Annotated in this window: 11 protein-coding genes and 2 pseudogenes; 7 read left to right on the top strand and 6 right to left on the bottom strand. The window is 71.0% G+C overall.

Features of this window, described 5'->3' with window-relative positions:
• The first annotated feature begins 202 nt into the window (after window positions 1-202).
• The 3 genes from GA0115254_RS08285 (at window position 203) to GA0115254_RS08275 (ending at window position 5,214) form a co-directional block, all read left to right on the top strand.
• On the top strand, window positions 203-1,942 hold the full coding sequence (locus tag GA0115254_RS08285; RefSeq protein WP_093894638.1) for an N-acyl-D-amino-acid deacylase family protein: 1,740 nt from the start codon (window positions 203-205) through the stop codon (window positions 1,940-1,942).
• Window positions 1,939-3,402, top strand: coding sequence for an aldehyde dehydrogenase family protein (locus tag GA0115254_RS08280; protein ID WP_093894637.1), 1,464 nt, complete (start codon window positions 1,939-1,941; stop codon window positions 3,400-3,402). Before GA0115254_RS08285 ends, GA0115254_RS08280 begins: the two co-directional genes overlap by 4 nt.
• Before the next feature lie 246 nt (window positions 3,403-3,648).
• Window positions 3,649-5,214 carry an APC family permease gene (locus GA0115254_RS08275; protein ID WP_093894636.1) on the top strand — a complete coding sequence of 522 codons (1,566 nt, stop codon included), beginning with the start codon at window positions 3,649-3,651 and terminating at the stop codon, window positions 5,212-5,214.
• A 51-nt stretch (window positions 5,215-5,265) separates the two neighbouring features.
• Here the strand turns inward: GA0115254_RS08275 and GA0115254_RS08270 are convergent, their stop codons facing one another.
• The 3 genes from GA0115254_RS08270 to GA0115254_RS08260 form a co-directional block, all read right to left on the bottom strand.
• A complete protein-coding gene (locus GA0115254_RS08270) occupies window positions 5,266-5,748 on the bottom strand; it encodes a hypothetical protein (protein ID WP_093894640.1) in 483 nt (160 codons plus the stop codon).
• The gene (locus tag GA0115254_RS08265; protein WP_093894639.1) at window positions 5,745-6,185 is read right to left on the bottom strand and encodes an RNA polymerase sigma factor; all 441 of its coding nucleotides are present in this window, start codon (window positions 6,183-6,185) and stop codon (window positions 5,745-5,747) included. The genes GA0115254_RS08270 and GA0115254_RS08265 overlap by 4 nt, the downstream gene beginning before the upstream one ends.
• A gap of 67 nt (window positions 6,186-6,252) precedes the next feature.
• Window positions 6,253-6,735 carry a DUF3995 domain-containing protein gene (locus tag GA0115254_RS08260; RefSeq protein WP_093894635.1) on the bottom strand — a complete coding sequence of 161 codons (483 nt, stop codon included), beginning with the start codon at window positions 6,733-6,735 and terminating at the stop codon, window positions 6,253-6,255.
• 21 nt (window positions 6,736-6,756) lie between these two features.
• Here GA0115254_RS08260 and GA0115254_RS45715 point away from each other — a divergent pair.
• A pseudogene (locus GA0115254_RS45715) lies at window positions 6,757-6,927 on the top strand (hypothetical protein); the annotation flags it as partial.
• Between the two features lie 16 nt (window positions 6,928-6,943).
• Window positions 6,944-7,063 (top strand): annotated as a pseudogene (locus GA0115254_RS47420) (siderophore biosynthesis protein); the annotation flags it as partial.
• A 41-nt stretch (window positions 7,064-7,104) separates the two neighbouring features.
• On the opposite strand, the gene GA0115254_RS08250 reads toward GA0115254_RS47420, so the two are convergent.
• From GA0115254_RS08250 to GA0115254_RS08240, 3 genes are all read right to left on the bottom strand, one after another.
• Complete coding sequence (locus tag GA0115254_RS08250; RefSeq protein ID WP_093894634.1) at window positions 7,105-7,773, bottom strand: endonuclease; 669 nt, start codon at window positions 7,771-7,773, stop codon at window positions 7,105-7,107.
• Complete coding sequence (locus GA0115254_RS08245) at window positions 7,770-8,408, bottom strand: DNA polymerase ligase N-terminal domain-containing protein (RefSeq protein ID WP_093894633.1); 639 nt, start codon at window positions 8,406-8,408, stop codon at window positions 7,770-7,772. The genes GA0115254_RS08250 and GA0115254_RS08245 overlap by 4 nt, the downstream gene beginning before the upstream one ends.
• 204 nt (window positions 8,409-8,612) lie before the next feature.
• Window positions 8,613-10,136 (bottom strand): CehA/McbA family metallohydrolase, encoded by a 1,524-nt coding sequence (locus tag GA0115254_RS08240; RefSeq protein ID WP_093894632.1) that lies wholly within the window; start codon window positions 10,134-10,136, stop codon window positions 8,613-8,615.
• 184 nt (window positions 10,137-10,320) lie between these two features.
• Here GA0115254_RS08240 and GA0115254_RS08235 point away from each other — a divergent pair, with 184 nt between their 5' ends.
• Together GA0115254_RS08235 and GA0115254_RS08230 are read left to right on the top strand one after the other, a co-directional pair.
• Window positions 10,321-11,166: an LLM class F420-dependent oxidoreductase gene (locus tag GA0115254_RS08235; RefSeq protein ID WP_093894631.1), complete on the top strand. Its 846-nt coding sequence runs from the start codon at window positions 10,321-10,323 to the stop codon at window positions 11,164-11,166.
• 254 nt (window positions 11,167-11,420) lie between these two features.
• Window positions 11,421-14,519: hypothetical protein (locus GA0115254_RS08230; protein ID WP_093894630.1), on the top strand; the 3,099-nt coding region annotated here is incomplete at its 3' end.

The following is a 14,519-nucleotide window of genomic DNA, read 5'->3' as shown; positions in this document are numbered from 1 at the left end:
CGCCTCAATCGCCGGCGGGGCTGGATTTCGCCTCGTGCCGGACCCGTGCCTCAAGTGCCGGTGGGGCCGGCAGACGGGGCCGAGAACAGCGGCGTCTTCCCGGACCGCCGCTCCGTGAAGCCGGGGTGCGTAGCGCGGCCGTGCGCACCCCGGCTGCACACCCATGTACCCGCGGCGGGAAACACAGAAGGGAACCCCCGTCATGCTCGACCACCTCATCCGCGGAGCGACCGTCGTGGACGGCACCGGCGGACCCTCGTACCCCGCAGACATCGGCATCCGCGACGGCCGCATAGCCGTCATCGCCGAACCGGGCACGCTCGCCGAGGAAGCCGTCACCACCGAGGACGCCACCGGCCTCGTCCTCGCCCCCGGCTTCGTCGACCCCCACACCCACTACGACGCCCAGCTCTTCTGGGACCCGTACGCCACACCCTCCATGAACCACGGCGTCACCACCGTCGCCGGAGGCAACTGCGGATTCACCCTCGCCCCGCTCCACCCCGAACGCCCCGAGGACGCCGACTACACCCGACGCATGATGTCGCGGGTGGAGGGCATGGCCCTCAAGGCACTGGAGGAGGGCGTCGACTGGAACTGGTCCAGCTTCCGCGAATACCTCGACGCCCTCGAAGGACGGATCGCCGTCAACGCCGGGTTCATGGTCGGCCACTGTGCCCTGCGCAGACACGTCATGGGCGCCGACGCGATCGGCGGGCAGCCCACCCCCGCGCAGCTCGACGCCATGCTCGCACTGTTCCACGACGCGATGGACGCCGGAGCCTGGGGGCTGTCCACCACCCAGTCCTCCACCCACTCCGACGGCGACGGACAGCCCGTCGCCTCCCGGCACGCGCTCCCCGAGGAGCTCCTCGCCCTCTCCCGCGCCGTCGGTCAACACGAAGGCACCCAGCTCGAAGCGATTGTCGCGGGCTGCCTCGACCAGTTCTCCGACGAAGAGATCGAGCTCCTCGTCGACATGACCGCCACCGCGGGCCGCCCACTGAACTGGAACGTCCTCACCATCGACGCCGCCGTCCCCGAACGCGTACCCCGCCAGCTCGTCCCCAGCGAACGGGCCCGCCGGGCCGGCGGCCGGATCGTCGCACTCACCATGCCGATCCTCACCCCCATGAACATGTCCCTCGGCACCTTCTGCGCCCTCAACCTCATCCCCGGCTGGGGCGACATCCTCGCCCTCCCCGTCCCCGAACGCATCGAACGGCTCCGCGACGCCGGCACCCGCGCCGACATGCTCCGCCGCGCCGACAGCAAGGAGGCCGGCGTCTTCCGCCGCCTCGCCGACTTCGGCCGGTACGTCATCGGGGACACGTACAGCGCGGCCAACGAAGGACTGAGCGGCCGCGTCGTGGGCGACATAGCCGCCGAACGCGGGCAGGACCCCTTCCACTGCCTCGTCGAGATCTGCGCCGACGACGAGCTGCGCACGGTGCTGTGGCCCATGCCCACCGACAACGACCCCGACTCCTGGGCGCTGCGACGGCAGACCTGGGAGCACGAGGACGTCATGCTCGGCGGCTCCGACGCGGGCGCGCACCTGGACCGGATGTGCGGCGCCCCGTACACCACCCGCTTCCTGGGCGACTGCCTGCGCCGACGCAAACTCCTCCCCCTCGAACAGGCCGTCAAGATGCTCACCGACGACCCCGCCCGGCTCTTCGGGCTCCGCGACCGCGGCCGCATCGAGGAGGGCTTCCATGCCGACCTCGTCCTCTTCGACCCCGAACGCATCGATGCCGGGCCCGCCACCCTCGTGCACGATCTGCCCGGTGACAGCCCCCGCCTCGACTCCAAGGCCATCGGCATCGTGTCCGTCCGCGTCAACGGCGTGGAGACCCTGCGCGACGACAAGGTGACCGGCGCGGTCCCCGGTACGGTGCTCCGCTCCGGCCGCGACACCCGGACGGTGAGCACCGTATGAGCGACAGAAACCGGCGCCTGTTCATCGGCGGCGAGTGGACCGAACCCGACCACGGCCACTACGAGGTGATCAACCCGGCCACCGAGGAGGTCGTCGGCCTCGCCCCCGAGGCGAGCCGCGAGCAGGTGTACGCGGCGGCGGCCGCGGCCCGTGAGGCCTTCGCCACCTGGTCCCGCACCCGCCCCGAGGAGCGCGCCGCGATCCTCGACCGCGCCGCCGACCTGATGCAGCGCGACTTCACCGGCAACGCCGCACTCGCCCAGGCGGAGAGCGGCGCCACCACGCCAACGGCCAGGGCCATGCAGGCCGCCGTCGGCGCCGCCCGTTTCCGCCGGTATGCCAGGGGCGCCCTGGAACCGGTCGAGGAGCCGGTCGCACCGCAGATCAACGAGGCCGGCCCGATGGGGCGGGCCGGTGTCTTCGGGGCGCTCGCCGTACGCCAGCCGGTCGGCGTCGTCACCTGCATCACCTCGTACAACAACCCCTGGGCCAACCCGGCCGGCAAGGTCGCCCCCGCACTCGCCATGGGCAACACGGTCGTCGTGAAACCCGCACCGCAGGACCCGCTCTCCGTCTACCGGATGGCCGAGGCGCTCGAAGAGGCGGGCGTTCCGGCGGGCGTCGTCAATGTCGTCACCGCATCGGGCCCCGGGGCGGGCGAGGCCGCCGTCGACTCACCGGACATCGACATGGTCAGCTTCACCGGCTCCACGGCCGTCGGACAGCGCATCGCAGAGGTGTGCGGGCGTTCCATGAAGCGGCAGTTGATGGAGCTGGGCGGGAAAGGGGCCGCAGTCGTCCTCGACGACGCGGACCTCGACTCCGCAGCGGCGGGCATCGGCACCACGTTCTCCTTCTACAGCGGCCAGATCTGTACGGCCCCGACCCGCGTCCTCGTACAGCGCGCAGCCCACGACGCCCTCATCGAGAAACTCACCGCGTACGCGGGTCACCTGAAGGTGGGCGACCCGACGGACCGGGGCACGGTCGTCGGCCCGGTCATCTCCGCCGCCCACCGAGACCGCATCGAGTCGTACATCGAACTCGGCCGGAAGGAGGGGGCGAGGATCGTCACGGGCGGCGAGCGCCCGGCCGGACTCGACCGGGGCTTCTACGTCGCCCCCACCCTCCTCGCCGACTGCACCAACGACATGCGCGTCGTCCGCGAGGAGATCTTCGGCCCCGTGGTCGTGGTCGTCCCGTTCGACGACGAGGACGAGGGCATCGCACTCGCCAACGACAGCGACTACGGACTGATCGACTACGTCTGGTCCGCGGACGTGGCACGCGCCTTCCGGGTGGCCCGGCAGCTGCGCGCCGGCGGGGTCGGCGTGAACACCATCGGGCGGAACATGGAGGCCCCGTTCGGCGGGTTCAAGAAGAGCGGAGTCGGGCGCGATGTCGGCTCGTACGCCCTGCACGCATACAGCGAACTCCAGGCGATCGTCTGGCCGGGCTGAATCGGCACACCTCGTGGGTGTCCGCTGAGCGAACACCCACGGGAAAATTTTGAACTACCACAAAACGGACAGTGCTGCGATTCCCGTACGGCGCTGCGATCGAGTGTCGGCCTCTCATTGGCAGGTCGCAATCGCCAATCGCCTTCAATTAATTTACGTGTGTCTATTTTGTCATCAGAATTTAAGGACAAGGTTCCGGAGTCTCAGCCTCCGAATGTGGATATCGCAGCGCATAACGTCCTCTTCATGACACAGCTGGACGCGCGGCCGCAGGCCGGAGACCCGGTACGGGGCACGGCCCCGGCCGACGGCGGTGTACGCGGCAAGGGCCTGGGCGGGAACTCCGTCGGCCTGATGGGCAGCGCCGTGATCGGCATTTCCACCGTCGCGCCCGTCTACTGCCTCACCTCCACCCTCGGCTCCACCGCGGGTGAGGTCGGCGTGCAGATGCCCGCCGTCTTCCTGGCCGGCTTCCTGCCGATGCTGCTCGTCGCATTCGCGTACCGCGAACTCAACAAGGCCATGCCGGACTGCGGCACCTCCTTCACCTGGACGGTGAAGGCATTCGGCCCGCGCCTCGGCTGGATGTGCGGCTGGGGTCTGGTCATCGCGACGATCATCGTCCTGTCGAACCTGGCGGGCGTCGCCACCTCGTACTTCTGGCTCCTCGCGGGCGAGATCGCGGGCAGTGGTTCGATCGCCGCCCTGGACGACAGCAAGCCCGTCCACATCCTCACCTGTCTGGTCCTGATCGCCATCGCCACGGCGATCAGCTACCGAGGGATGACGGCCACCAAGGGCATCCAGTACGCCTTGGTGGGCCTTCAGCTCGTTGTCCTCGCGCTGTTCGTGGCGATGGCCGTACAGAAGGCGAACCGTGGGGAGTTCGCCTCGTCGGTGGACTTCTCCTGGTCCTGGCTGAACCCGTTCGCGGTGCAGTCGTTCGCGGCGTTCACGGCGGGCCTGTCGCTGTCGATCTTCATGTTCTGGGGATGGGACACCTGTCTGACCGCCAATGAGGAGACCATCGGCAGCGAGAAGACCCCCGGGCGCGCCGCCCTCATCGCGATGGTCGTGCTCGTCGGCTCCTATCTGGCGACCGCTGTGGCCGCCCAGATGGCCGTCGGCTCCGGCGGATCGGGGCTCGGCCTTGCCAACCCGGACACCTCCGACAACGTCTTCGCCGCACTCGCCGGCCCGGTCATGGGCCCGGGCCTCGGCGTCCTGCTCTTCATCGCCGTGCTCGCCTCCGCCGCCGCGAGCCTGCAGACCACCTTCATCCCGGTGGCCCGCACGGTCCTGGCGATGTCCACGTACGAGGCCCTGCCCGCCTCGTACGCCCGCGTCCACCCGCGCTTCAGGACCCCGGGGAAGGCCACCGTCACGGCGGGTGTGGCGACCGGCGTCTTCTACACGGTCATGACCCTGGTCAGCGAGCACGTCCTGGTCGACACGATCTACGCGCTCGGCCTGATGATCTGCTTCTACTACGCGCTGACGGCCTTCGCCTGCGCCTGGTACTTCCGCGCCGACCTGACCCGCTCCGTCCGCGACCTGGTCTTCAAGGGCCTCTTCCCGGTCGTCGGCGGCATCCTGCTCACCGCGGTCTTCGGCAAGACCCTCTACGACATGTGGGATCCGGCGTACGGCTCCGGCTCGTCGGTCTTCGGGGTCGGCTCGGTGTTCGTGATCGGCGTCGGGCTGCTGCTGCTCGGTGTGGTGCTGATGCTGGTGATGCAGCGCCGCAGCCCGGCGTTCTTCCGCGGCGAGGTGCTGACGAAGGAGACTCCGGCGCTGGTCGTGGAGGACTGACGGCCGGGACCTCCCGCTCGGACCCGGACAGACTGCGGACGGTGCGTACGGCTACCCGCCCACGCGGGCTGCCAGCCGGCTCAGGACCCGGCGGCCTGCGCGGGACACGCCGAGTGGGATCAGGGCCGCGCGGCCCGGGAGGCGTACGCCTCCCGTGAAGGCGACCAGGGTGTGGCCGGGGGTGGAGGGGGACGGGGTGGCGGCCATGCCGATCAGGACGAAGCGGCTCTGGAGCCAGAGCCAGCCGGGGCGGCGTACGCCGTGGAAGCGGGCGTGCATGCCGTAACGGCTGCGGGCCACGGCCTCGACGCGGTCGCCGTTCGCGCGAGTGAGCCTCAGACGGCGCATGTCGGGGACCAGCCGGGACAGTTCGCCATCGATGTCGGCCAGCAGCGGGTGGACGGTGGCGTAGGGGGCGGGGACCTCGCGGGTGGTGACGCGGGCGCCGCGGACGCCCGCCGCGAGGGCGTGCAGGCGGCGGACCGGGTCGAGTTCCGGGGTGGTGGGCCACTGGGGGGAGGGGGGTTCGGTCATGACGTCCATGCCTTCCGGAAGGAGTCCCGGGCCCGGTGCAGCCGTGACTTGACGGTGCCCACGCGCAGGCCGAGGAGAGCGGCGGCGGATTGTTCGTCGAAGCCCTCGACGTCGCGCAGGACGAGGACGGCTCGGTGTTCGGGGGAGAGGCGGGCGAGGACGTCGCCGATGTCGGAAGCCAGCTGCGGGTCGCCGCGCTGGGGGACGGTGGTGAGGTCCGCGGGAACGGAGCGTGCGGTGCGGCGGGCGACACGGACCGCCTCCCGGCAGGCGATGGCACGCACCCAGCCGTACAGCGCCGCCGGTTCCCTGAGGGAACGCAGGCTGCGGAAGACGGCGACAAGGGTCTCCTGGACGGCGTCCGGCCCGTCCGCCAGGGCGATGGGGGTGCATATGCGGCCCGCGTACGGGGTGAGGACGTCGAGGAGCTCGTTCATGGCGATCGTGTCGCCGCGCTGGGCCGCGCGCACCAGCCGGAAAGTGCGTTCGTGATCCAGGCCGTGGTCATCGGACACGGGTCGGGGCTTCCTCCCCGGCCGCCACCCGGAGTGCGGCGGCCGCCAGTACCAGGCAGACAGGGGTGTAGAGCGCCAGGTTGAGCCAGTGGAACGTGTCGCCCGCCCCGTCGTCCAGTCCGGTGCGCAGCCCGCATGCCCAGGCGATCCCGGCGAGGCCGCGCAGCGCGGTGCCGCAGGCGACGGCCACGGTGCCGGCCTGGAGCAGCCGGCCCAGACGATGGGCGCGGCCCAGGCGGGCGCGGGCGGTGACCAGGGCCGCGCCGGTGAACAGCAGGGTGGCGAGCGGGAGGACGACGGGCGGGGTGAAGGGTGCGTCGATGCCGAGTACGGCGTACGAGAGGGATGCGGCGTCGTGCGCGGGCCAGGTGGTGCCGGTGGACCAGAGGACGTGCAGCAGTCCGTCGGCGGTGAGGACGGTGGCGACGGCCGCGGCCGCGGTGGTGGCGGGTGTGCGCCGGGTGGGGTTCATGGGTGCTCCTCTGCAGGGCGGATGGTGGTGACGGGTTGCGTCACCCCACAGAGGAGCCGGGTCGCCGATTCGTTCCGGGTGCCGCGCACTTTGACCAAGGTGGACCGCGCCTTCCCGTCCTCGCAGGTGTGTTCCGCCTGCGGATGCCGCGACGGGCCCAAACCGTTGCACATCCGGGTATGGACCTGTAGCGCGTGCGGCACCCGGCAACGAGAAGGCCCTCGCGCGGTTGGTCCGGGCGGGCTTCGAACTCGGCCCGGAGATCGACAAGCCGGAGAAGCGGGCCCGGCTGGCGTTCCTGAGCCGGCCGGCCGCCGCGGGGGTGTAGGGGCGCAGCGGTCCGACGGGCCGGGGCGGCGGGCCGCTCCCTCAGGCCCGCGCTGCGACGTCGTCCACGACGTGCTTGTCCAGCGCGGCGCGCACCAGGGCAGCCGCGAGCACGGCGGTCCCGCGGTCGTCGGCCTGCTCGGCTTGCTCGGCCTGCTCCGCCAGTCGTGCGAGCTTCGTCGGCGAGGCGGGCAGTCCCAGCTTCTCGGCGCCCTGGAGAGCCTTTCCGTCCAGGAACGGTGCCGTCTCCGGCCACACGGCCTGCACCTCGCGTACGAAGATGTCCGCACCGGCCGGGCCCATGCCCGGGGTTCTGCGCAGCCCGGACCGCAGGACGTCCAGGTTGCCGTCGGCCTCCTTGCGCAGCCGCCGCAGATCGCCCCCGTACTCGACCAGCAGGAGCTCCGCCCCGTCGCCGAGCTGGGTGGCGGTGCGTTCGTCGTAGCGCCGGTAGCCGCCCTCGCCCAGCGCGTCGACCCGCTGCTGCCATGTCGACCCGATCATCCGGTCCGGTGACCGCATGCCGTGGGCGAACAGCGCGCGGGCCGCCGCCACCGCCACGGACGCCCGGATGCGGGCGCTCAACAGATCGCTGAGCACGAGGAGTTGGTACAGGGGCTGCGGTGTGTTCCGCAGCCGGATGCCGGCCTCGGCGGCGTAGGTGGTGCCGTAGCGGCTGAGAAGGACCTCCACGGTCCTGCGGGCGGTCACGAAGGTCCGCCCCCTTCCTCGGCGGCGACCTGCTGCAGGGTGCGCCCCGTACGGGCCGAACGCGCCCGGTACGGGTCCGGTGCGTCCGGCCCGTCATGGGTGGCGCGCCCGTCCTTGGCCTTGATCAGCAGCCAGATCTCCTCGCCCGGGGCATCGTCCGCACCGCCTCCCTTGAAGCGGGTGAGGGCGAACTCGCCGTGCAGCTTGGTGCCGTCGAGCCAGAAGGTCGCGTGCCCGTCCTCCAGGGACTGCTCGAACGGCACGGGCGCGCCCCAGCGGTCGTGGCTGAGCGGCCGGTAGGTGCCCTGGTCCCAGACGATCACCGTGCCGCCGCCGGACTTGCCCTTCGCGATGACTCCCTCGAACGTGCGGTACTCCAGCGGATGGTCCTCCGTGGGGACGGCCAGCCGCCTTTCGCGGGGGTTCTCCGATGGTCCGCGCGGCACTGCCCATGACTTCAGCACGCCGCCGACCTCCAGCCGGAAGTCGAAGTGCATGCGCCGCGCCTGGTGGATCTGTACGACGAAACAGGGCGCCGCACCCGTCCGCCCGCCGTCGCCGTGTGGCTCCGCGGTCGCGTCGAGGTGCCGTTCGCTGCGGTAGTCCCGGAGCCGGTCGTCGTTTTCGCCGGTCATATCCATCCGGACACCTCCTCCGGCAGGCCCGCCCGGTGTCCCCCCTTCCACTGTGACGCTCCCGGCCGTGAAGCGCACAGGGACGGGGTGCGTCGGCACGGACGGAAGGTATGTCGACATCAAGTATCTTGAGGTCAAGGCGATACTCTCGCGCCGCCCGCCCCGAAGCGGACCATCCCCGCGCCGGTCTCCCAGGGGCTGCCCCTACCCCTCCAGGAACACCGGATTGGTGAGCGCCGCCAGTGCCCCCGGCAGCCCCGGCACCGTCGCCGGGTGCCGGACCTCGGCCCGCACGTAGGCGGCGTACACCGGCGTCGTACGCCACTGGACCGTCCCCGTCCCCGACTCCGGCAGCGTGGCCGTGAACAGCGTGCCCTGGTCGGTGACGAAGTGTGCGGTGCAGCCGGGTGCCCCGGTCACTTCCAGCCGTACGGTGACCGGGGTGTCGTCCCCGTCCACCCGCAGCCGTTCACCGATCCCCGCGTGCAGGCCGCGCCCTCCCGAGGCCCCGAAGGACAGGGTGACGGCGGACGACTCGGCGATGTAGGAGTGCCCGGCCCGGATTCCGGCCGTGATCGCCTCGCGCGACAGCTCGTCGGCGAGGACGACGGTCTGCGGCAGCCCCACCTTGTCCGGCTCCCGGTGCGCGTCGCTGTTGCCCATCGCCGCAACCCACGGCTTCGACGTACGGACGGCCGCCACGAGCGAGTTGTCCCACTCGGCGAGGGCGATCTCGTCCTCCGGGGTGTACGCCCCGTTCCACACCTCCACCGCGTCCGCCTCGCCGAAGCCGAACTTCCAGTGGCAGCCGATGCAGGTGGCGTGCGGATGAGCGGGCACGACCAGACCACCGGCCCGGCGTACGGCCTTCGCGTAGTGCCCGAACCGGTTGTCGCGGGCCCGGTAGCGCCAGTCGACGAACGTACCCGGGTCGGTGCCGAGCGCGATCACATGCCCGTTGCGGGTGGTGACCTCCTCGCCCGTGAGGACGAGCAGATCGTCACCCCACAGCCCGTCCCACGCGCTGTGCGCGGAGTATGTGTTGTGTTCGCTGCTGTTGATGAAGTCGAGCCCGGCCGCGCGTGCGGCGGCGGCGATCTCGGCCGGGGTGCGCTTGCCGTCCGAGTGGACGGAGTGGAGATGGCAGTCCCCGCGGTACCAGGCGCGCCCGCGCCCCTTCGCCCGTTCCGGCGGGTACACGGGCTTCGGGGCGGACCCGGTGGGCCCGAAGCGCAGGGTGATCGTCACCTCGTACGGGAGCCCTTCCGGGGCGACGGTGTACGGCCCGAGGGCGATGTTCCAGGTCCCTGCCCGTACCGGCCCCGCGATGTAGCCGGGCGTCGCCTCGTCCGCCCGGATGAAGAAGCTGCTGCGCGCCCCGCCGGACCACCCCCGGAACCCGCGCCCGCCCAGCTCCGTGCCGCGCTCGTCGAAGATGCCGATGTCGAGGGCGTTGCCCTGGGTCCCGGCCGGGACGGGCGTCTTCCCGTACGTGTACGAGACGGCGATCTCCCTTACCCCGCGCGGTACTTCGACCGGCAGGTACACATAGTCGGGCGACCCGGTCGGCAGAGTGCCGCGCACGGTCCTGGTCCGGTCCGGGGCGTCGTCCCCGGTCGCGGCGTCGGCGAAGCTCACAGTGCCCAACGTTAGAGCGGTGGCGGCCGTACCGACGAGAAGGCCGCGCCTGGCCATCGGGCGGCCGTGGGCGGATTGCGATGCGGACATACGAGTGGCTCCCCGGAGTGTCGTGACGGGCGAGGGGTGACACACCCGACCCTGGCCGGGAGCCATGAACTCCGGGGAAACGGCGGGAGGCGCGACCGGGGACCGAACTCCCGGACACTCGGCTTTTCCGCACCGCACGGCATACGTTGAGGCCCTCAGCGGATCACGACGGAGGTTTCCTCATATGCGGATCGCCACAACGATCTTCCTCACCGATGAGACGATCACGCCGCTGCGGCTCGCCCGCGAGCTCGAACAGCGCGGGTTCGCCGGACTCTATCTGCCCGAACACACCCACATCCCGGTGAGCAGGGACACCCCCTACCCGGCGGGCGGCGAACTCCCGCCCGAGTACGGCCGCACCCTCGACCCCTTCGTCGCCCTCGCCCAGGCTGCCGCCGTCACCGAACGCCTCGCCCTCGGCACCGGCATCACGCTCGTCGCCCAGCACGACCCGATCGACCTGGCGAAGCAGATCGCCACTCTCGACCATCTCTCGGACGGCCGCTTCACGCTGGGTCTGGGATACGGCTGGAACATCGAAGAAGCCGCGGACCACGGGGTGAACTGGTCGACGCGCCGTGAACTCGTCCGTGACCGCATGGCCCTGATGCGCGCCCTGTGGTCGGACGAACCGACCGCGTACGACGGTGAGTTCGGATCGGTCCGGGCCAGCCACGCGTACCCGAAGCCGGTCCAGGAGCCCCGCGGCCCGGTGAACGGCCCCCGCACCCTGATCGGCGGCGCGGCAGGCCCGAAGCTGTTCGCGCACATCGCCCAGTACGCCGACGGCTGGCTCCCGATCGGCGGCCGCGGCCTGACGGAGTCCGTACCGAAGCTGCGCGAGGCCTGGGAGGCGGCCGGCCGTGACCCGAAGCAGCTCCAGGTGGTCCCCTACGCGGTGCTTCCGAGCCCGGGCAAGCTGGCGCACTATGCGGAACTGGGCATCGAGGAGGTCGTCCTGCAACTGCCTCCGGCCGGCGAGGCGGAGGTACTGCGGGCGCTGGACGCGTACGCGGAGTTCCTGTAGGCGCAGCGCGGAACTCCGAGGCTGCTGCGCCCCCTTCGAAGGCCACGGGTGACAGGGGCATCGCCGAGACGTCTCGGGGCATCCGTCACCCAGCCGGAAATATGGGCCTGTTCGATAGTGCGTGTGTGCGATCATCGTGTGCGTTCTTTACAATTCGCACACACATTGCGTGCGTCCCGGGATGTACCGCGCTCGCGCGTCGTTCATGAAGTCCCGGCGGAAAGCACTTACTTCACCGGTCCGGGGGGAACGGAATGCCCAACCGCCCATGTACGGCCGCGAGATCTGCGGCGTACACCGCTCTGCTGCTCACCTTGTCGGTCCTGCTCTCACTGCTGATCCCCGCAGGCGCCGGTCCGGCGTACGCCGCCGGGGCGGCCCCCGCATCTGCGGCAGCCGCCGCGGCCGATGAGGACTGCGCCCCGCTGCCGCTCTCGGCCTTCGGCGAAGCCGCTCCGGCGGAAGGCACCGTGACCGTCCCCGCGGACGGGACGGCCTGCTTCACCATCACGGCCGAGGCGCCCGGCCTGCACAAGGTCGTGCTGATCGGTGGCAACGCCGGGAACACGTACGCCGATGTCTTCGACGGCGAGACGGAGATCGACTGCTACGACCCCGAGTGGGGTGCCGGCTGGTGCCGGCTGCCCCGCACGGGGGACTTCACGCTCCGGCTGACGAACAACTGGCCCGAGCCGAGCAAGCCCACCGTTGCCGTCGTTCCCCTCGGCACCACCAAGGGCTGCGCACCGGAGATCAGCACGGCCTGGGACACCGCACCCGTCGTCGGCTCGGCGGCCGGGGCGACCGCCATCCAGTGCCAGCCGTTCACGGGCAGGCCCGGTGAGCGGATCACCAACAAGATCAAGACGACCGTGTACGGCGAGAGCCTGTCCTGGATCACCGACGAGACCGGTGCCCGGATCTGCCCGCACTTCAACGAGGACGACAACGACGGCTGCGTACTGCCCGGCGACGGCCCGTACCGGGTGCTCTCCCAGGTCAGGGAGGCCGAACACGGCTTCCCCGCCGAGTACACCCTCACCGTCCGGCGCATCTCCGACCCGGTCGGCTGCACCCACGTCCCCTTGAACGGATACAACTCCGCACCCACGACCGCGGTCCCGGCCAGCGGCTGCAAGACGTTCACCGCCCCGGCCGCCGGACGCTACAACGTGTACGGCGTCCACGACGGCGCCCGTTCGGTGCTCGCCGTGTACGACCGGGACGGCAAGACCGTCTGCACCACCTGGAACGGCTGCGACCTCCCCGCCGCCGGTGACTACACCGTCTTCACGGACGACCCGACCCTCATCCTCGACGGCTCCGCCACCACCGGCTGTGAGCCCGTCGAACTCGGCCTGTACCGTTCCGCGTTCACTGCGCCCGGTGAGATCGACTGCCTGTCCCTGCCACTCCCCGCGGACGCCCGCCTGGCCGTGCTGAAGGACCTCAGCGGGTCCGGGCCACGCCCCGAAGTGACCGTCGTCGACGCCGACGGCGTACAGCGCTGCGACTGGACCGACCTCTCGGCAGGTACGTGCGCACTCACCGGCAAGGCCCCGTTCCGAGCCCTGGTCTCCACCGACAGCCAGTCGAATCCGACCGGTCCGTACGCCCTCGCCCTGCACCGCACCGACACGGCGAGCGAATGCGCGGCCATCCCGGCGGGCGACTTCACCGCGACGAGCCCGGCGGCCCGGTTCTCCACCGGCGACGGTGTCTTCTCGCACTGCCTGACCATCCCGGCCGACGACCACAGCGACTACGAGAACCTTCAGCTCCAGGCGGCCCCCGGCACCACGTCCACCGCTGCCTTCACCGTCCTGGACCCCCACGGCAAGCAGGTCTGCTCGATCTACTCGTCCCTCTCCACCTGGACGACCTGCGAACTGGCGCCCGGCGTGGCCCACACCGTGCTGGTCACCGGCCGTGACACCGCCGCCGACTACACCCTGACCCGTCGCGATGTCACCGCGACCGCGAAGGGCTGCGCCCCGAACCCGGCGACGAAGGTCGGTGGTCCGTCCACCGGCGGCACGATGGGCGCCCCCGGCGAGCTGCGCTGCCGCCAGGTCACCACCGCCGACGTCAAGGACACCCTGCACATCAATGTCCGTGACTCGCTCGGCACCGCGAACGTGGTGGTGTACGACGCCGACGGCACCGCCCTGTGCAACAAGAACCAGGCGTGCGCCGTCACCGGCTCCACCCACTACCAGGTCCTCGTCACCGTCCGGACGGGCCTGCAGGCCGCCGACTCGTACCGCTTCGACGCCCTGCGCATCGCCGGCGCGGAAGGACCGGCCGCCGAGTGCGAGAAGGTCCCCAACGTCGCCTTCGGATACGGCCCGGTCACCGGCACCCTCGACGAGCAGCACACCGCCGTCTGCGCCGCACTGCCCACCGCGTACCGCGACTACTTCGAAATGAAGATCAGCGACACGACGGGCGCCACCGAGACGGCGGTACCCGCGCTGTACGACCCGAGCCTCGACAACGGCTGCATTCGCTACATCCCGACCGGCTACGACTGCGCCGTGAACGAGCCGTACACCAAGGAGACCACCCCGAGCATCCTCGTCCTTTCGCTGCCGGAGAAGGCATCGAAGACCTCGTACGAGGCCGAGGCGGTCTGCACGTCCGTCCTCTGCGGCACGGAGCAGGTGACCATCGGGCAGATCACTCCGGCCACCGGGGCCAGCGGCACGAAGGCGACGGTTCAGCTGAGCGGCACGTCCCTGCACAAGGACGACGAGATCGTGCTGTCTCTCAACGGCAAACAGATCACGTCGACCACCACCGCGGTTTCGGCGGACCGGCGGACGTTGACGGCCGTACTCGACCTGACCGGGGCCGCCGTCGGGACCTGGAACGTCGGCGTCAACACCCACAACGGGTGGGGGTACCAGCGCGGCAGCTTCACCGTCACCGGGGCCCCGCTCAAGAACAGTGCGCCCCCGGCCATCACCGGCACCGCGAAGGTGGGTGAGCGGCTCACCGCCTCCACCGGCACCTGGACGCCCGCCCCGGCCTCGTACGCCTACCAGTGGAACGCCGACGGCAAGGCGGTGTCCGGCGCGACCACGTCCACGTACACCGTCCCCGCGGCGCTGCTCGGCAAGAAGGTCACCGTCACCGTCACGGCCCGTCGCACCGGCACCCCGGACGTCCAGGCCACCTCGGCGGCGGTCACGGCCACCCAGGGCGCGGCCCCCAGGGCGACGACCTCCCCGAAGATCACCGGTACGGCGAAGGTGGGTGCCAAGCTCACCGCCGCTCCCGGCAGTTGGACACCGTCCGCCACCTCGTACGCCTACCAGTGGAAGGCGGACGGCAAGGCGATCAAGGGCGCG

The organism is Streptomyces sp. Ncost-T10-10d, assembly GCF_900091955.1.
Taxonomy (GTDB): Bacteria; Actinomycetota; Actinomycetes; order Streptomycetales; family Streptomycetaceae; genus Streptomyces.
This window is presented reverse-complemented; position numbering and strand designations above follow the sequence as displayed.